Here is an 18,347-nt window from a genome sequence, read left to right as displayed (position 1 = left end):
AGGGTGAAGGTAAGGTATGTTATTGATTGATAGTTACCAGATCGTGGCGAATCTTCTCTTCCATCGCTTCGTATTTACGGAAGAAAAGCAGCGGGATCGCCGCGAGCGTGAAGAGCAAGGCAGGCGTCCAGATAAAGGCCCAGGTAATTCCTTCCAGACCTGCAGCGTTCTGGGCGTGGTTCGGAACATAGCCAAAACTGTTCATGATCCAGGCGGCGAAAGCGGTACCTAGGCCACTGCCCATCTTGATGCAGAAAGTACTGCCGAAGGCGATAAGAATGCCGGTAGCCTTGATACCCGTTTTCCATGCGCCGAAGTCGACGGCGAAGCCCAGCATGGCAAACGGCATTGAGCAGGCGATTCCGCTGCCGATATTTCCGAGCACCCAGGCAGCGATGAGGAAAGGAATGTTGTCCGCCGCCAGCCACATCAGGACGCCGCCTAAGGTGGCGACCAGTAAGCCGCCTACCCATATCCAGGTTTTAGCCAGGTATTTGCTAAAGAAAGGAATGGCGATGATAAACAGGATCTGAATTGTCGCCAGGCTGTTAATCAGCGGAACCAGATCTTTGCGGTCAAGGTTGTAGGTTAGATAGTAGACAATCGTCGTGGAGCGCTGCTGCAGGGCGATCCAGAAGATCAGGTTTGCCAGCACCATCAGGATCCATGGCCAGTTACCTTTCATCGCCGTGAAACTTTTTTTCATCGGCAATCTTGGTTCTTGCTGTATTTTATCCGCATCCATTTCACGGATATTTTTAAAGGCGAAAAGCGTTAGTGAACAAGATATGACGGCAAACAGAATCGCCGTATAAATAAATCCTGTATGATCGTTTCCGTTACCTAAAAATGCAACAAGGGGCAATGCAGTGGCATTCATTAATAAAACCCCAATTTGCCCGCCGGTCATTCTCCAGGAATTTAATACCAGCCGCTCCTTGGGGGATAGGGTCATCAGGGGTAATATTGCGCTGAGTGGTGTATTAAGTCCGGTAAATAAAATGCTGGCAATCATGTAGGATATTGCTGCATAGATAGCTTTTCCTGTCATACTGATATCGGGAGACCAAAATGACAGCGCGCTGAATACACCAAAAGGCAGCGGTAACCATAAAAACCAAGGGCGGCATTTACCGTAACGCGAACGCGTCTTATCGATGATGATTCCCCAGATGGGGGCGTCTATACCATCTACAATACGCGCCAGTAGCAGGATAACCCCGGCTACGGCGAGGCTGATACCCGCAACGTCCGTGTAGAAATATAAGATGTAGGTTGAACCGAAACAGTACAGTAGATTACCTGCCACATCTAAAGAGCCGTAGCTAATACGCTGTAGTAAAGATAATGATGCTGACCCGCAAGACTGGGTATCCTCAATAACAGAACTCATAATGATAACTCCGATATTGGTGCGATACGCCCAGAAAAACAGCTTTTACTTTCTAAGCAATAGGGTGTTTTTTATTTTTTGTTTCCAGAAAACGTTAGCCTTTGGATTGAAATAGTGGTTAATTGGTTTTATGAAAAATAGTTAACTCTGGCATCGTGATCAATTATCAAATCTTACTTCAGGATTGCGTTTATTCGTTTTTGGATGAGTAATTATTTCATTTGTTATGGTGGTCACAATTTCATCTACAATGAAAATAAAAAAGTTAAAAAGTGAAAGAAAATAACTTTCATGTACCTGGTGAGGTGGCGGGCTGAAAGGAGGAGCGGGCAGGAGGAGTACTGATCAAGATCAGTGAATGACGGTTGCTGTCGAATCAGGCTGTAAACGACAGGCATAAAAAACCCGCTTACGCGCAAGGCCGCGCCGCTTAAGTGAACGGTATTGGGTTGTGAGAGGGGGGTTACTCGGCCAGTCGGTACACTGCGCCCTGCCACCTTGTGGCAGGGTCACTGGCGTGCGTTGAGCAAAGTGGATGTGCCGGAGAAAAAATTTTTAAGATCAAACAGAAAGTAATTTCCTGAGACCCTCCAGCCCGCTTCTTACCCTATCTCATAACCTGTTTTATACAGAAAATGAGATCTCATCAAATCGATATCTCATGGTTTCAAAGCGTTTGTGATTAGCACCCCTCGCATAATGGGAGCATTACATAGGTGTCCCACCGGACGTATGGGACACACTATTTCTTCTATGACTCATTAACGAGGTAAGCATTATGACTAACAGCAAACTGGTACAAAATGATTCGCTCAGTACAAAAGAGTACGAGCAGAACGGATTTGTGGCGGCCACGGAAACCAATGAGTTTAGCTATACATCGGCGCGTGTTGCGAAGGTAGCCTATAACGAGTACAAGCCCAACGAGTTTAAAGTGTCCGGTTACTGGACGGACTGGTCGCAATATGACGGCCGTCTCGATGGTGATTTCGCACCTTCCAGCTGTGGGCGCGGCGTTGACCTGGCGTTATTAGACCCCTTTGCTTACGATAAAATTACGCTGGGTTTCTGCGGGATCGTCGGCGATACCGGCGAGAAAGCGACGACCATCAACAATGCCGCAGTCGACTTCCAGCGTACGCAATGGCAACCCACTTTTGTCGATGCGTGGGGAGATGTTGCCTCCTACCGCAACTGCGGCTTTGCGGGCTGGGTAAGCAATGATTACATGGCGCTTTTCCATCAGTACGATGCACAGGGCGTTCTGGGGGGGTTACGCGATGTACAGAAAAAGAACCCGAATCTCCATCTTTCAATGAGTATCGGCGGCTGGACCATGAGCCAGGCGTTCCACTTTATGGCTAAGGATCCACATAAACGTGCGCTATTCTGCGACGGCCTGACCGATCTGTTCACCCGATTCCCGATGTTTAGCGAAATCGATCTGGATTGGGAATATCCGGGTGCCCCGGGAAATACCGGTAATACCTACGATGATACTGACGCACCAAATTTTGCTGCCTTGATTAAGGATGTGAAAGCCGCGCTGAATAAAATCAATCGCAGTGATGTGAAAATTAGCGTTGCCGCGGCGGGTGATATCGAGAAACTGAAAAAAGCCAATATTCCAGCGCTCATTGATGCGGGGGTCTGGGGCATTAATTTAATGACCTACGACTTCTTTGGTACGCCGTGGGCTACCGAGCTGGCGCATCATACCAATCTCTACCCGAATGGCAGCGCGAATAACTGGAGCGTAGAGACCGCCGTTAATTATCTGGAGTCGATTGGGGTGCCGCTTAAACAGGTCTTTATCGGTTATGCCGGTTATAGCCGTAATGCTCATGATGCGACGATCCAGAGCGTATCTCCGCTGAAAGGAACTTACACGCCAGGATACGGCACGACGGTCGGAACATTTGAATCCGGCTCAACGGAATGGTACGACCATATCGCAAATTATCTTGATCTGGAAAACCAGACCGGCCGCAATAATTTTATTGTTTACACCGATGAAGTGGCGGATGCGGATTTCCTGTATAACCCACAGTCTAAAGTCTTTATGTCGCTGGATACCCCGCGCACCGTGAAGGCCAAAGCCGAGTACGTAAAATCCCGCGGCCTGGGCGGCCTGTTTACCTGGACGGCGGATTTGGATCGCGGCCCGCTGGTGAATGCGGCTCGCGAAGGGCTGGGCTGCGAAATGACGCGGCAAACTGTTGATATGAGACCGTTCTATTTTAAAGGTATTACAAAGTAAGCGCTCATGTCCCCCTGTAATGGGGGACATTTTCGGCTGTCTCATCGTGTAAAAAACATAGATAAGTAAATAAATATTGTGTATCAGGTGAATTATTATTTTGGATTGAATAAGTAAATTTATATTACATTTTATGACATTGCCTTCTTATTTTTAGATTTTTTTATGGTTTTTTACATCAGGTTTGACAATTCTCTCAGTTAGATGATTATTTTTGGTACTAAAATAATGCATCTCAATAGTTAATGGATTTTCAAATGGTTACATCATTCATGATTGGAAATGATTTATTGTTTGATACAAGTGAAATGGTTCTTCATCATCTTAAGGATGGGGAAAGTATTCATTTATCCGGCGTGAAAGGTCGCTGTTTGAAGTGTCTCATCTCACATACCCAACAAGATATAACGACAAAAAAGCAAATTTGCGATGAGGTATGGGGACAATTTGGTTTATTCGCCAGCGATAGTACGTTATTGCAGACGATTTATGCCTTGCGGCGTGATTTGCGGGATATAGAGATGACGGATTTAATCGTGACCCATCCCCGACTGGGCTACCAGATCAATCCGGCCTATAGCGTTACACCGGTTGCTGAATTAGGCGCTGAAAAAAATGAACCTGCTGCCATTGAGGTATTTTCCTGTCCTTCTGACACTGATATTCTCAGTGCTCATTATGAAATTCAGAAAAAAACCGAAGGCAAAAAAACAGACGTTGCCGTTAATCTCTCCCTGCATAAGGCGAGGGTTATTTTAGCGTTCCTGACATTTGTATTGACTACCGTATTAGTACTCCTGACAGTGTTTTTCTACAGGGAAGAGTTACGTCTTCATAATGGCGGGAAAAACCTGTATTTAAATCCTGAAACGGGAAAAGATAGTCATGGACAAAAAGGATTTATCCTGTGCCAGTGCAATAAGTACGATACAAGCGAAAATTGCAAAAATCATGAATATATATGTAAAAAAGTGACTTCATGATATTTTTCGTTACGTAATGCAACTTAAGTTTATTATGCGTTTGGTGGATAAGGCGAGAGCGTCATCTTGCCACCGAAAAGCTCGGTTAACCGTCGTTCGGCAAGATGATGCGTCCAGTGATGAGTCGGTTAGATGAAATAATGCCTCAAGCGGTTCATCACGGAATTTCCAGCAGGTCTGATTAATAAAGTTGGCAGCCAGAGAGCCATCCAGAACAAGCTCGAGTTTTGTCACCGCATCGGTGATGTAGAGATCATAATGAAGCTCATTCCGATAATTAACCAGATAACAAGTTCCGCGGAGAGTTTATGCTTTCTGATACTGGCTTTATCTGTGGAGCGAAGGACCTGAGAGACATTCAGGAGGTATTGAGTGCCGAAAAGAGGAAAGAGATTCGGGTTCAGCCCAAATTGTATCGCATAGCGACAGGTTGAAAGTATGAAAAAGCCCCATCAAAAATGATGGGGCTTATTGTGCTACGCTTGCGTGATTTTTTTCACAAAGCGACAACAAGCAGGCGATTAAGCCAGTTTGTTGATCTGTGCAGTCAGGTTTGCTTTATGACGTGCAGCTTTGTTTTTGTGGATCAGACCTTTAGCAGCCTGACGGTCCACGATCGGTTGCATTTCGTTAAATGCTTTCAGTGCAGTAGCTTTGTCGCCAGCTTCGATAGCTGCGTATACTTTCTTGATGAAAGTACGCATCATAGAGCGACGGCTAGCGTTGTGCTTGCGGGCCTTTTCAGACTGAACGGCGCGCTTCTTAGCTGATTTGATATTAGCCAAGGTCCAACTCCCAAATGTGTTCTATATGGACAATTCAAAGGCCGAGGAATATGCCCTTTTAGCCTTCTTTTGTCAATGGATTTGTGCAAATAAGCGCCGTTTAAATTGCAGCACTCGTTGCGTAGTGATGGCGCAGGATTCTACCAGCTTGCGGGGCGTGAATACAGCCTTTCCACGAGAAAAATTGCATTGGTGTGCCCGTGAAGGGCGTCAATTTGTTTCATAACGATGAAAACCATCCTCTTTCTGTTTCGTAGAAACAATCGCCGGTTAACGTTGAACGCGGTACAGGGTATACTTTCACGATTTTCACTGTTTTGAGCCAGACATGAAGCTGATACGAGGCATACATAATCTCAGTCAGGCCCCGCATGGGTGTGTGCTGACTATTGGTAATTTCGACGGCGTGCACCGTGGCCATCGTGCGTTGCTGCAGGGCTTACGGGAAGAAGGGCGCAAACGCAATTTACCGGTGATGGTGATGATTTTCGAGCCGCAGCCGCTGGAGCTGTTTGCGACGGACAAGTCACCTGCGCGCCTCACCCGCCTGCGGGAAAAACTGCGTTATCTGGCCGAGTGCGGCGTTGATTACGTGCTGTGCGTGCGTTTTGACAGGCGCTTCGCGGCATTAACGGCGCAGACCTTCATCAGCGATCTGTTGGTGAAGCGCCTTGGTGTACAATTTCTTGCCGTTGGTGATGATTTCCGCTTTGGCGCTAGCCGTGCGGGCGATTTCTTGTTATTACAGGAAGCGGGCGCTGAGTATGGTTTTGATATCACCAGCACCCAAACCTTCTGTGAAGGCGGTGTGCGCATCAGCAGCACCGCGGTACGTCAGGCGCTGGCGGAAGATAACCTGCAACTGGCTGAAAGCCTGCTTGGGCATCCTTTTACTATCTCAGGACGCGTAGTTCACGGTGACGAGTTAGGGCGCACTATCGGTTTTCCGACGGCAAACTTACCGCTTCGTCGCCAGGTTTCTCCGGTGAAAGGGGTTTATGCGGTTGAAGTAATGGGGCTGGGTGACAAACCTTTACCCGGCGTCGCCAACATCGGCACACGCCCGACGGTAGCAGGCGTACGCCAACAGTTGGAAGTGCATCTATTGGACGTTGTAATGGACCTGTATGGTCGCCATATAGATGTAGTACTGCGTAAAAAAATACGCAGCGAACAGCGATTTGCCTCGCTGGATGAACTAAAAGCGCAGATTGCGCGTGATGAGTTGACTGCCCGTGAATTTTTTGGGCTAACAAAACCGGCTTAATGCCTATACGAGTTTTAAATACGGAACCGAGAATCTGATGAGTGACTATAAATCAACCCTGAATTTGCCGGAAACAGGGTTCCCGATGCGCGGCGATCTCGCCAAGCGTGAACCGGGAATGCTGGCGCGTTGGACTGATGATGACCTGTACGGCATCATTCGTGCGGCCAAAAAAGGCAAAAAAACCTTCATTCTGCATGATGGCCCTCCTTATGCGAATGGCAGCATTCATATTGGTCACTCGGTTAACAAGATTCTGAAAGACATTATCGTGAAGTCCAAAGGACTCACGGGATTCGACTCGCCTTACGTTCCGGGCTGGGACTGCCACGGTCTGCCAATCGAGCTGAAAGTAGAGCAGGAATACGGCAAGCCGGGCGAGAAGTTCACCGCCGCTGAGTTCCGCGCCAAATGCCGTGAATACGCAGCGACGCAGGTTGACGGTCAGCGTAAAGACTTTATCCGTCTTGGCGTGCTGGGCGACTGGTCGCATCCGTACCTGACCATGGACTTCAAAACTGAAGCCAACATCATTCGTGCGCTGGGTAAAATCATCGGTAACGGTCACCTGCACAAAGGTGCGAAGCCGGTGCACTGGTGCGTTGATTGCCGTTCCGCGCTGGCGGAAGCGGAAGTTGAGTATTATGACAAAACCTCCCCGTCCATCGACGTTGCGTTCCACGCCGTCGATCAGGACGCGGTAAAAGCGAAATTTGGCGTTTCTGACGTCAATGGCCCGATCTCACTGGTTATCTGGACTACCACCCCGTGGACGTTACCTGCGAACCGCGCAATCTCTCTGGCGCCTGATTTTGACTATGCGCTGGTGCAGATTGACGGGCAGGCTGTGATTCTGGCGAAGGATCTGGTTGAAAGCGTCATGCAGCGTATTGGTGCGGCTGAATACACTATTCTGGGCACCGTAAAAGGCGCCGAGCTGGAACTGCTGCGCTTTACCCATCCGTTTATGGGCTTTGACGTGCCGGCTATTCTTGGCGATCACGTTACGCTGGATGCGGGTACCGGTGCGGTCCATACCGCCGGCGGCCACGGTCCGGATGACTACGTCATTAGCCAGAAATACGGTCTGGAAATCGCTAACCCGGTTGGCCCAGACGGCGCATATCTGGCGGGTACCTATCCGGATCTGGACGGTGTGAACGTCTTTAAAGCCAACGACAAAATCGTTGCGCTGCTGAGCGATAAAGGCGCTCTGCTGCACGTTGAGAAGATGCAGCACAGCTACCCGTGCTGCTGGCGCCACAAATCGCCGATCATCTTCCGTGCGACTCCGCAGTGGTTCGTCAGCATGGATCAGAAAGGTCTGCGCGCGCAGTCGCTAAAAGAGATCAAAGGCGTGCAATGGATCCCGGATTGGGGTCAGGCACGTATTGAATCGATGGTTGCCAACCGTCCTGACTGGTGTATCTCCCGTCAGCGTACGTGGGGTGTGCCGATGTCTCTGTTTGTTCACAAAGACACCGAAGAGCTGCATCCGCGTGCTATCGAACTGATGGAAGAAGTGGCCAAACGCGTTGAAGTTGACGGCATCCAGGCGTGGTGGGATCTCGATCCGAAAGATATCCTCGGCGATGAAGCTGACCAGTATGTCAAAGTCCCGGATACGCTGGACGTGTGGTTCGACTCCGGTTCAACCCACTCCTCCGTTGTGGACGTGCGTCCTGAGTTTGCAGGCCATGCGGCAGATATGTATCTGGAAGGTTCTGACCAGCACCGCGGCTGGTTCATGTCTTCTCTGATGATCTCCACTGCAATGAAGGGCAAAGCGCCATACCGTCAGGTACTGACCCACGGTTTCACCGTTGATGGTCAGGGTCGCAAAATGTCCAAGTCTATCGGTAATACCGTAAGCCCGCAGGACGTAATGAACAAACTGGGCGCGGATATTCTGCGTCTGTGGGTCGCTTCTACCGACTATACCGGCGAAATGGCCGTTTCTGACGAAATCCTGAAACGTGCTGCCGACAGCTATCGTCGTATCCGTAACACCGCACGCTTCCTGCTGGCGAACTTGAATGGGTTCGATCCGGTAAAAGATATGGTGAAACCGGAAGAGATGGTGGTGCTGGATCGCTGGGCGGTAGGTTGTGCGCAAGCGGCGCAGGAAGAGATCCTGAAAGCTTATGAAGCCTATGACTTCCACGAAGTAGTACAGCGCCTGATGCGCTTCTGCTCTGTAGAAATGGGGTCGTTCTACCTCGACATCATCAAAGACCGTCAGTACACCGCGAAAGCGGACAGCGTGGCGCGTCGTAGTTGCCAGACTGCGCTGTTCCATATTGCAGAAGCACTGGTACGCTGGATGGCGCCGATCATGTCCTTCACCGCCGATGAAATCTGGGGTTACCTGCCGGGCGATCGTGAGAAGTACGTCTTTACCGGTGAATGGTACGAAGGTCTGTTTGGCTTAGGCGAAACCGAAGCGATGAATGACGCCTACTGGGACGAGTTGCTGAAAGTGCGCGGCGAAGTGAACAAGGTCATCGAGCAGGCGCGTGCGGATAAGAAAGTCGGTGGTTCGCTGGAAGCGGCGGTTACCCTGTACTCTGAACCAGAGCTGGCGGCGAAACTGACCGCGCTGGGCGAAGAGTTGCGCTTTGTTCTGCTGACCTCCGGTGCGACGGTTGCGGATTATGCAGCGGCTCCTGCTGACGCTCAGCAGAGCGAACTGCTTAAAGGTCTGAAAATCGTACTGAGCAAAGCCGAAGGAGAGAAATGTCCGCGCTGCTGGCATTACACTACCGATATCGGCCAGGTGGCGGAACATGCAGATATCTGCGGACGCTGTGTCAGCAACATCGCCGGTGATGGCGAACAACGTAAGTTTGCCTGATGAGTAAGCCTCTCTGTTCAACAGGACTACGCTGGCTGTGGCTGGTGGTAGTCGTGCTGATTATCGATTTAGGCAGCAAATACCTGATCCTCCAGAACTTTGCTCTGGGGGATACGGTGTCGCTGTTCCCGTCGCTTAATCTGCACTATGCGCGTAACTATGGTGCGGCGTTTAGCTTCTTAGCCGACAGCGGTGGCTGGCAACGTTGGTTCTTTGCCGGTATCGCCATTGGTATCTGCGTTATCCTGATGGTGATGATGTATCGCTCGAAGGCGACGCAGAAGCTAAACAACATCGCGTATGCGTTAATCATTGGCGGTGCGCTGGGCAACCTGTTCGACCGCCTGTGGCACGGCTTCGTGGTTGATATGATTGACTTTTACGTCGGTGACTGGCATTTCGCGACATTCAACCTTGCCGATACGGCGATCTGTATCGGTGCGGCATTGATTGTCCTCGAAGGCTTCTTACCGTCGAAAGAGAAAAAAGCCGCATAAAAAAATGCCGGATGGCGCTATGCTAATCCGGCCTACAATATACTGCGATTCTTGTGGGCCCGGTAAGCGTAGCGCTATCGGGCAAACAGGCGGCAGCAATTTTAAAGAGCAACCTGCATGTCTAAATCAGTACAGAGTAACAGTGCGGTGCTGGTGCACTTCACCCTTAAGCTCGACGATGGCTCCACCGCAGAGTCAACCCGCAATAACGGCAAGCCTGCGCTGTTTCGCCTGGGCGACGGTTCTCTGTCTGAAGGACTGGAACAACACCTGCTGGGGTTAAAAGAAGGTGATAAAACCACTTTTGCTCTGGAGCCGGATGCCGCCTTCGGCGTGTCCAGCCCGGACTTAATTCAGTATTTCTCGCGTCGGGAATTTATGGACGCGGGCGAGCCAGAAATTGGCGCTATCATGCTCTTTACCGCAATGGACGGCAGTGAGATGCCTGGTGTGATCCGCGAAATCAACGGTGACTCGATCACGGTTGATTTCAACCATCCGCTGGCCGGGCATACCGTTCATTTTGATATTGAAGTGCTGGAAGTCGAACCGGCACTGGAGGCGTAAAATGCAGATCCTGTTGGCCAACCCGCGCGGTTTTTGCGCTGGCGTAGACCGCGCTATCAGCATTGTGGAAAACGCGCTGGCTATTTACGGCGCACCGATTTATGTCCGTCATGAAGTGGTGCATAACCGCTATGTGGTGGATAGCCTGCGCGAGCGCGGCGCTATTTTTATTGAGCAAATCAGCGAAGTACCGGATGGCGCGATCCTGATTTTCTCCGCTCATGGCGTGTCTCAGGCGGTGCGTAACGAAGCCAAAGGCCGCGACCTCACGGTTTTTGATGCGACCTGCCCGCTGGTAACGAAAGTGCATATGGAAGTCGCCCGCGCCAGCCGTCGCGGTGAAGAGTCAATTTTAATTGGTCACGCCGGGCATCCAGAAGTTGAAGGCACGATGGGCCAGTACAGTAACCCGCAGGGGGGAATGTATCTGGTCGAATCACCTGAAGATGTGCTGAAACTGAATGTAAAAAATGAAGGCAAATTGTCCTTCATGACGCAGACTACTCTCTCCGTTGATGACACCTCTGACGTCATTGACGCGCTGCGAAGCCGTTTCCCGAAAATTGTCGGGCCGCGCAAAGACGATATTTGTTATGCCACGACCAACCGCCAGGAAGCGGTCCGTGCGCTGGCAGAGCAGGCCGATGTTGTGCTGGTGGTCGGCTCGAAAAACTCTTCTAACTCCAACCGTCTGGCTGAACTGGCCCAACGAATGGGGAAAGCGGCGTATCTGATTGACGATGCGACCGATATCCAGGAAGCGTGGGTGAAAGAAGCCAGGTGCGTGGGCGTGACGGCCGGTGCCTCGGCGCCTGATATCCTGGTGCAAAACGTGATTGCTCGCCTGCAGGAGCTTGGCGGTGGGGAAGCTATTCCGCTGGAAGGGCGTGAAGAAAACATCGTTTTCGAAGTACCGAAAGAGCTGCGTGTGGATGTTCGTGAAGTAGAGTAAGTCTTTCCGGTTACGATTATGAGAAGATGCCAGACTTAACGTCTGGCATTTTTTTATGGAGAAACCATGCGCTTACCGATCATTCTTGATACCGATCCCGGCATTGATGATGCTGCCGCTATTGCCGCCGCGCTGTTTGCCCCTGAGCTGGATCTGCAACTGATGACCACGGTAGCAGGTAATGTATCGGTGGAAAAAACCACCCGTAATGCATTGCAACTGCTGCACTTCTGGAATGCGGATATTCCACTGGCGCAGGGGGCATCGATGCCGCTGGTGAGAACGCTGCGAGATGCCGCTTCCGTACACGGTGAATCAGGTATGGAAGGGTATGAATTTGTCGAACACGACCGCCAGGTGATGGCAAAACCTGCCTTCCAGGCCATTCGCGATGCGTTGATGCATGCCCCGCAGCCTGTGACGCTGGTGGCAATTGGCCCCCTGACCAACATTGCGCTGCTGCTGACTCATTATCCTGAATGCATATTCAACATTCACCGTCTGGTGATTATGGGCGGTTCTGCCGGGCGCGGGAACTTCACGCCAAACGCCGAGTTTAATATTGCTATCGATCCCGAGGCCGCCGCAAAAGTCTTCCAGAGCGGGCTGGAGATTGTGATGTGCGGGCTGGATGTCACTAATCAGGCCATGCTCACCCCTGACTATCTGGCGACGTTGCCGCAGCTTAACCAGACGGGAAAAATGCTGCACGCGCTGTTTAGCCATTACCGTAGCGGCAGTATGAATACGGGGCTACGAATGCACGACCTGTGCGCTATTGCCTGGCTGGTGCGCCCGGAACTGTTTACCCTGCAGCCGTGCTTCGTGGCGGTTGAAACCCAGGGTGAATATACCTCGGGTACGACGGTGGTGGACATTGAAGGACGTTTAGGGCATCCGGCAAATGCCCTGGTCGCGCTGGGGCTGGACGTTGAGGGGTTCCAGCAGTGGGTGGCAGAGGTACTGACGCTGGCACCTTGAGGCTGTGATCCGGCCCGCAATATGCAGATAGCGATAGCAGGTTAATCGATTAATCTGCTAATCTGATCCTGTTGTTCTCCTCGGGCCGGAGACACATATGAACCTTTCTTTTATCCAGCCACCGCAGGTGGCGTGGGCAAGCGGCGCTTTAGCTGATGGCCTGTTATTGCGTAAATCCACCCGTATTGAGGATCTTCCAGACGTTTTTGCCGATGAACACGCCCGTCAACAGCTGGCTGGCGAGCAGGTCGTGTATGACGTCGAGATGCTGAATACCTCTCCCGCTGAAGGTGAACTCTACACCGGCGTTACCCATCTTTACCCTGGCCGGGTCGGCTGTGAGTATTTTATGACTCGCGGGCATTTCCATGCGCGCCGCGAACAGGGGGAAGTCTATTTTGGTCTGCGTGGCACCGGTTTGCTGCTGTTGCAAACTGAGCAGGGCGATGCGAGGCTGGAAAAAGTATTCGCGGGATCTGTCCACATTATCCCCGGCTTTACCGCGCATCGGTTAATCAACACCGGGGAAGAGGTTCTGTCGGCGCTCGCCGTATGGCCAGGGATTGCGGGTCATGATTATGCAGCGCTCGCCAGCGGCTTCAGAATAAGGGTCTTTGAGGAAAATAAGACGGTTCAGGCGAAGGAGGTACAGAATGGGTGACTTAGCGCATTCTTACGGCCTGGATATGACGGTCCATCATCATCCGCTTGGTTTTAGCTATGGGGATGAGGTTACCGGGCCGATGCCGGAGATTCGTCAACTTGACCAGATTCGCGCCTCGCTGCGCGATCCGCACTGTGAAGGGCCGCAAGAGGTGTATGCCATAGCGATGGATGTGGCGCGAATGCAGGATCGCGAAGAGTTGAAAAAGCGGATGCTGTTGTTTGGCGTGGTGACCTATGCGGCGGGACGGCTGGGAGAAGAGCCGGTGCGTAGTCAGGGACATATTCATCGTATTAGTCAGCACAGCGGCTGGTCTCCGCCGGAGCTTTATGAAATCTGGCAGGGAAAAGCGATCATTTATATGCAGGAATATGTTGAGGACGACCCAGGCCGCTGTTTTGCTGTAATTGCCGGACCCGGTGAGAAAGTGTTGGTACCACCCGGTTGGGGGCATGCGACTATATCCGCAGACCCGGATGTACCGTTAACCTTTGGCGCGTGGTGCGATCGTGAATATGGTTTTGAGTACGACGCCGTGCGTGCGCATAAAGGACTGGCATGGTATCCGCTGCTGCAGGGCAACAACGTTATCTGGCAGCATAATCCGCGTTACATCCCTGGACGACTGCAGGCCGTTACGCCCAGACAATATACGGAATTCTCGATTACCTCCGCACCTGTTTATCAACAATTCATCGAGGACCCGGCACGTTTCCAATTTATCTCACGCCCGGACAAGCACCCCGAGCTGTGGCAAAACTTTCATCCATAAAAAAACCGGGGCATAGCCCCGGTTGTACCGTTTTCTGTGTGTTATCCCGCAAACAGGCCCGTGGCGACGCCGAGGGCGGCCAGTATCAACAGTAAAATCATCGCTTTCACTGGTGACACACCGCGCTTGGCCATCAGATACCAGGTACCAAGCACCACAATCAGCGGCAGTAACTGCGGGAAGATACCGTCCAGCATCTGTTGAACATGGATATTCACCCCATCTTTGGTAATAAACTCCAGTCCGGTGCCAAGTTTTACGTAGCTGGCCGCTACGCCCCCCATGACAAACACACCCAGCAGCGATAACGCTTCACGCAGACGGGCAGACTTGCTGCTCACCAGCATTTCCACCGAGCCAGAACCCATTTTGTAGCCTTTCAGGAACAAGAACCACGAACCGGGAATGATGATGGCCAGCCAGGCAACGGTATAAAACAGCGGCCCCAGAATGTTACCGCCGGCCGCCAGGGCCATACCGATGCTGAGCAGGATAGGGATCAGCATGCCTGGGATCATTGAATCGCCGATTCCGGCAATAGGGCCCATCAGGCCAACCTTCAGGGTATTGATGGTCTCCCCATCGATCGGCTCACCGTTCGCTTTTTTCTCCTCCAGCCCCAGCACCATGCCGTTTACGATCGCGCCTATCTGGGGTTCCGTATTATAGAATGAGGCATGACGGCGCAGCATTTCAGTACGTTGGGCTGCGTCGGGATAGAGCTTTTTCGCCACCGGAAGCATACTCAGACAAAAGCCAAAAGATTCCAGACGTTCAAAACTCATCGATGATAAGTTGTGCATCATCCATGCGCGCCAGCAGCGGCGAAGATCTTTACGCGTAAGTGTACGTTCTTCCATCAGAATTCATCCTCATCATCATCGGCTACCGACTTTGCATTCGCGGCCTGCGGCGGTTCCGGTTTATAGTTGTAATGGATCAACGCCAACAGCGAACCGACGATCACCAGCGCGACCATGTTGAGTTTTAAAAATACGATGCAGACAAAACCGACGAGGAAGTAGATCAGCATGGTGTAGTTTTTGATGATCTGCTTCAGCAAAATCGCGATCCCGACGGCGGGTAAAATGCCGCCCAGTACGTTCATCGTTGACAGAACTATTTTCGGCAAGCTGTCCATAAAACCGCTGATATATTGCGCGCCGAAGTAAACCGCAATAAAAGTTGGCACAAAACGCAGGACAAAGTTTGTCACCTGTGGCCAGATGGCGCTGTTCAGGTAAATACCGCGTTCGTCGCCCCGTTCCAGCGCCACATCTGCCCGGTGATTCCAGAAAGAGTTCAGTACCATCATCGCGTTAAACAAAATGGTTCCGGCGATACCGATGGTCGCCGCCAGCGCGACCGCGACCTCGGGGCCTTTTCCTGAAAGGATCCCTAAGGCGATTGCGGGGTAAGCAACAAAGTTGAGATCGGCCGGCATCGAACCGCCAGGCGTTACCATCGCGATATACACCGCCTGAACCGCGACGCCAATCATGATCCCGGTTTTAATGTCGCCGAGAATAATCCCGACCAGCATTCCGGAAATCAGCGGGCGGGTGATCAGATACCAGCCGCCGGTCAGCCCCAGAAGCTAGGGACTGCTGAGGGCGCCGAGATAGCAAAGTATGCCAATCAACGTAGCTTCGATAATCATCGTGCGCTCCTTATTTCAGCTTCTGACGTGCGTCCTGCCAGCTGTAGCAACTGGCATCAGGAACCAGGCGAAACTCAACCAGGTGTCCATGTTGCGTCAGCCAGTCAAAGGCGGCAATTTCATCCCCGTTGACCGACTGATTCGGGCCGATGGTGGTGGTATCAGCACGCGCGCTCATCGGACCTACATTAATCTTGCCGTTGGCATTTTTCAGGCTGATACCTGCTTCTTCAATGCGTTTGAGCGTGACGGGGGATTTGCCAATGACGAAATAACGTTTCTCGCTGGCAATGACTTTTGGCAATTTTTCAATCGCGGTGGCGGTATCAAACAACCAAACTTTGGTGTCCTGTACGGCGCCTTTCATCACCGAAGAGAGCAAAGGGTCGGCCGCGACGGCGTCGTCTATAGCGACGATCCCATCACAGGGCAGCTCTTTGGCCCAACGTGTCACGAGCTGCCCATGGATTACGCGGTCATCGATACGTACAAAAGAAATACTCATAGTGGTTTCCTTTAAAAATCGTCGGACTGAACGGATAAAACCGGGGCGGCTTTAATCAGCGTGGGTATCGTCAGCGCCAACAGCTCGACGGCTGCGGCGTGAACATCCGTTAAATGGCAAATCTCCTCGCTTTGTAACAGCATCGGGAAATTGACCCCCGCTACGACGGCAACGGGAGGAACCGTTTGTGAAGAAAAAGCATGATGGCAGGCGACATTCCACGGCGTACCGCTTTGCATGTCACACAGCACCAGTACGCCGTCAGCGTCTTTTCCGGCACTGGTGAGAACCTGAGAGAACGTCTCTTTAAACCCTTCGATACCTGCCTGTTCACTCAGCGTGACGGGGTAAACATGCGGTAATTCTCCATAAACCATACGACCGCTGGCGAGAAGCGCGTCTGCCAGGGGACCATGGGTGGCAACAATTACGTTAATCATGCGCTTATCCTCTAACCCAGGCTTTAATCGTGGCGAGCTGTTGACCGACGCCTTTGCCAAACGGTGAAATACGATATTCTCCGACGGCGGCAGGGATGATAAAGGTCTCTGCATAGTTGACGACAAACGGGGGAAACGCACCGCTCGGGCTTTCAACAACGGCCTGCGCACCTTCGACCAGGTTCAGGACGTTGACGCCGCCATGGGTATGGTGAGTGACCGGTGCCGTAAACCAATGGCGACGCGTTTCGATAAATTCGCGTTCGTGCATTCCGGTTCTTTCTTCCCGCCAACCCTCTCCTTCAGCCAGGGGTTCAATACGGTTGACGAGATTGTCGTGCACCCATTGCGTGTCGCGCTGCCAGTCAATAACCTGCTGACCGTGATCCAGATGCACCGGACGCGGTAAGCCGTCTAACCCTAAGCGGCCCCAATCCCACAGCTTGAAGGTGAAGATATAGGGCGTTGCGCTGATCTCCAGCACCATGGTTCCTGCACCCGAGCAGTGTACGGTTCCGGCGGGGATCAGGAAGTGATCGTGTTTATGTGCAGGGATCTGGTTAACGAATCGTTCATCATCAAAGGTTTTTTCGCCACGACCCGCGGCCCGGAGGTCGTCGAGCATATCCTGTGGTGCGATCCCGGTTTTGGTCCCGAGATACACCACGGCGTCCGGCTCGGCTTCGAGAATGTAATAGCTCTCATCCTGTGTATAGTGCATACCAAACTGCTGTTGAATGTACTCCGTGAGCGGATGAACCTGAAAACTCAAATTCTGGCCGCCAATAGTGTCGAGGAAGTCAAAACGGATCGGGAATTCCGCGCCAAAGCGCGCGTGAACTTTTTCACCCAGCAGGGGGCGGGGACAGGTCAGTACCAGATCCTGAGAGGGGATCTCGATCCGCACGTTGCCAAAACGCAGTAACAGGCTGTTTTCCTCGGGCACGCAATCAAAACACCACGCGTAATTGGGGGCTGAGGGATCGAGATCGAAGCGTTGTTTCATCCATTGCCCGCCCCAGACGCCTGGGTCAAAGAAAGGGGCAACGCGAAACGGTTGTTCGGTGGTTTGTTGCAGACCGGCGCGTAACGCGTCGCCGCTGACCATCGCGGGACTATTTTCTACCGTGGTATCGAGCAAATAATCGGCGCGTTTGAGTAACGGCGTTTTATGTTTGTCGAATACCCGCCATTCAATGAAAAAAGCACGTTTGTAACGACGAAGAATATCTTCATCCTGGTTTTCTGCACCCCAGTTACCCAGCCCGTTATGACGCATACGCTGTTGAATTTCCCAGCGCGGAAGATCGGCATAAACCAGTACGTCACCAGGGTGTGCCAGCGCAGCGCCTGAGCCGTACACGACAACCAGCCCTGAGGTAACGGCATCAATCTGTTGGCGGAGTTGGCTGAGTTTGTCGCTATCAAAAAATTCATCCAGGTGATGACAGGAGAGAACGCCGAATACGCGATCGTCGGTAAGGTTACGCGCCAGTAAATCATGCAGGGCCTGCTCATCGCGGCGGGCGGATTCAATATTCAGCACCAGTGCGGTATCTAATGTCGTAACAAGCTGTTGCTCCAGCTCGTCAAGCCGCACGCCCGGATAGCAATCCACGATCAATACGGTTTTGGCGGCGGTAGAAACCCTGGTGTTAAGCACTGAATGAATTGACGACCAACCCTGCCAGGCGTGGTTGTCATAGCCCTGAACGTTAACCTCAGGGAATTTATTATAGGTTGTACGCATATTCTGTCTCCGTGTTG

16 protein-coding genes and 3 pseudogenes are annotated in these 18,347 nt (G+C 51.7%); 11 read left to right on the top strand and 8 right to left on the bottom strand.

All coding sequences use genetic code 11. The annotated features are described in order from the left end of the window. Positions 1–19: 19 nt before the first annotated feature. Entirely contained in the window at positions 20–1,393 is a 1,374-nt protein-coding gene (locus tag OGV52_RS12375; RefSeq protein ID WP_103766848.1) for an MFS transporter, read from the bottom strand. A 778-nt stretch (positions 1,394–2,171) separates the two neighbouring features. Between OGV52_RS12375 and OGV52_RS12370 the strand changes: the two genes are divergently transcribed. Then, positions 2,172–3,653: a glycoside hydrolase family 18 protein gene (locus OGV52_RS12370; RefSeq protein ID WP_019078334.1), complete on the top strand. Its 1,482-nt coding sequence runs from the start codon at positions 2,172–2,174 to the stop codon at positions 3,651–3,653. Positions 3,654–3,910: 257 nt separating this feature from the next. Beyond that, a complete protein-coding gene (locus tag OGV52_RS12365) occupies positions 3,911–4,636 on the top strand; it encodes a winged helix-turn-helix domain-containing protein (RefSeq protein ID WP_103766847.1) in 726 nt (241 codons plus the stop codon). A 110-nt stretch (positions 4,637–4,746) separates the two neighbouring features. Here OGV52_RS12365 and OGV52_RS23560 read toward each other — a convergent pair. Then, positions 4,747–5,089 (bottom strand): annotated as a pseudogene (locus tag OGV52_RS23560) (transposase domain-containing protein); the annotation flags it as partial. A 68-nt stretch (positions 5,090–5,157) separates the two neighbouring features. Continuing rightward, on the bottom strand, positions 5,158–5,421 hold the full coding sequence (gene rpsT, locus OGV52_RS12360) for a 30S ribosomal protein S20 (RefSeq protein ID WP_003018940.1): 264 nt from the start codon (positions 5,419–5,421) through the stop codon (positions 5,158–5,160). Positions 5,422–5,526: 105 nt separating this feature from the next. On the opposite strand from rpsT, the pseudogene OGV52_RS12355 reads away from it, so the two are divergent. From OGV52_RS12355 to OGV52_RS12315, 9 genes and pseudogenes are all read left to right on the top strand, one after another. Further along, positions 5,527–5,742, top strand: a pseudogene (locus OGV52_RS12355) (DUF2575 domain-containing protein). A 7-nt stretch (positions 5,743–5,749) separates the two neighbouring features. Then, positions 5,750–6,688 (top strand): bifunctional riboflavin kinase/FAD synthetase, encoded by a 939-nt coding sequence (gene ribF / locus OGV52_RS12350; RefSeq protein WP_003829725.1) that lies wholly within the window; start codon positions 5,750–5,752, stop codon positions 6,686–6,688. Positions 6,689–6,725: 37 nt separating this feature from the next. Continuing rightward, complete coding sequence (gene ileS, locus OGV52_RS12345) at positions 6,726–9,542, top strand: isoleucine--tRNA ligase (protein ID WP_287108575.1); 2,817 nt, start codon at positions 6,726–6,728, stop codon at positions 9,540–9,542. Next, positions 9,542–10,039 carry a signal peptidase II gene (gene lspA, locus OGV52_RS12340; RefSeq protein WP_003018932.1) on the top strand — a complete coding sequence of 166 codons (498 nt, stop codon included), beginning with the start codon at positions 9,542–9,544 and terminating at the stop codon, positions 10,037–10,039. The genes ileS and lspA overlap by 1 nt, the downstream gene beginning before the upstream one ends. A gap of 117 nt (positions 10,040–10,156) precedes the next feature. After that, positions 10,157–10,606, top strand: coding sequence for an FKBP-type peptidyl-prolyl cis-trans isomerase (gene fkpB / locus OGV52_RS12335; protein WP_003018929.1), 450 nt, complete (start codon positions 10,157–10,159; stop codon positions 10,604–10,606). Between the two features lies 1 nt (position 10,607). Beyond that, entirely contained in the window at positions 10,608–11,558 is a 951-nt protein-coding gene (ispH, locus tag OGV52_RS12330; protein ID WP_047500149.1) for a 4-hydroxy-3-methylbut-2-enyl diphosphate reductase, read from the top strand. 66 nt (positions 11,559–11,624) lie between these two features. Next, positions 11,625–12,539, top strand: coding sequence for a ribonucleoside hydrolase RihC (gene rihC, locus OGV52_RS12325; protein ID WP_287108574.1), 915 nt, complete (start codon positions 11,625–11,627; stop codon positions 12,537–12,539). 97 nt (positions 12,540–12,636) lie between these two features. Next, positions 12,637–13,200, top strand: coding sequence for a glucose-6-phosphate isomerase family protein (locus OGV52_RS12320; RefSeq protein WP_287108573.1), 564 nt, complete (start codon positions 12,637–12,639; stop codon positions 13,198–13,200). Further along, on the top strand, positions 13,193–13,975 hold the full coding sequence (locus OGV52_RS12315; protein ID WP_047414458.1) for a glucose-6-phosphate isomerase family protein: 783 nt from the start codon (positions 13,193–13,195) through the stop codon (positions 13,973–13,975). The genes OGV52_RS12320 and OGV52_RS12315 overlap by 8 nt, the downstream gene beginning before the upstream one ends. Before the next feature lie 41 nt (positions 13,976–14,016). Here the strand turns inward: OGV52_RS12315 and OGV52_RS12310 are convergent, their stop codons facing one another. The 5 genes and pseudogenes from OGV52_RS12310 to OGV52_RS12290 form a co-directional block, all read right to left on the bottom strand. Then, complete coding sequence (locus tag OGV52_RS12310) at positions 14,017–14,835, bottom strand: PTS system mannose/fructose/sorbose family transporter subunit IID (protein WP_016151643.1); 819 nt, start codon at positions 14,833–14,835, stop codon at positions 14,017–14,019. Further along, a pseudogene (locus tag OGV52_RS12305) lies at positions 14,835–15,635 on the bottom strand (PTS mannose/fructose/sorbose/N-acetylgalactosamine transporter subunit IIC). The gene OGV52_RS12310 and the pseudogene OGV52_RS12305 overlap by 1 nt, the downstream one beginning before the upstream one ends. 10 nt (positions 15,636–15,645) lie before the next feature. Further along, a complete protein-coding gene (locus OGV52_RS12300; RefSeq protein WP_003837349.1) occupies positions 15,646–16,140 on the bottom strand; it encodes a PTS sugar transporter subunit IIB in 495 nt (164 codons plus the stop codon). An 11-nt stretch (positions 16,141–16,151) separates the two neighbouring features. Continuing rightward, positions 16,152–16,580 (bottom strand): PTS sugar transporter subunit IIA, encoded by a 429-nt coding sequence (locus OGV52_RS12295; RefSeq protein WP_016151645.1) that lies wholly within the window; start codon positions 16,578–16,580, stop codon positions 16,152–16,154. Between the two features lie 4 nt (positions 16,581–16,584). Continuing rightward, positions 16,585–18,330, bottom strand: coding sequence for a class I mannose-6-phosphate isomerase (locus OGV52_RS12290; RefSeq protein WP_047417256.1), 1,746 nt, complete (start codon positions 18,328–18,330; stop codon positions 16,585–16,587). Positions 18,331–18,347: the final 17 nt, after the last annotated feature.

The sequence above is a fragment of the Citrobacter sp. Cb041 genome (assembly GCF_030336655.1).
Classification (GTDB): Bacteria; Pseudomonadota; Gammaproteobacteria; order Enterobacterales; family Enterobacteriaceae; genus Citrobacter; species Citrobacter braakii.
This window is presented reverse-complemented; position numbering and strand designations above follow the sequence as displayed.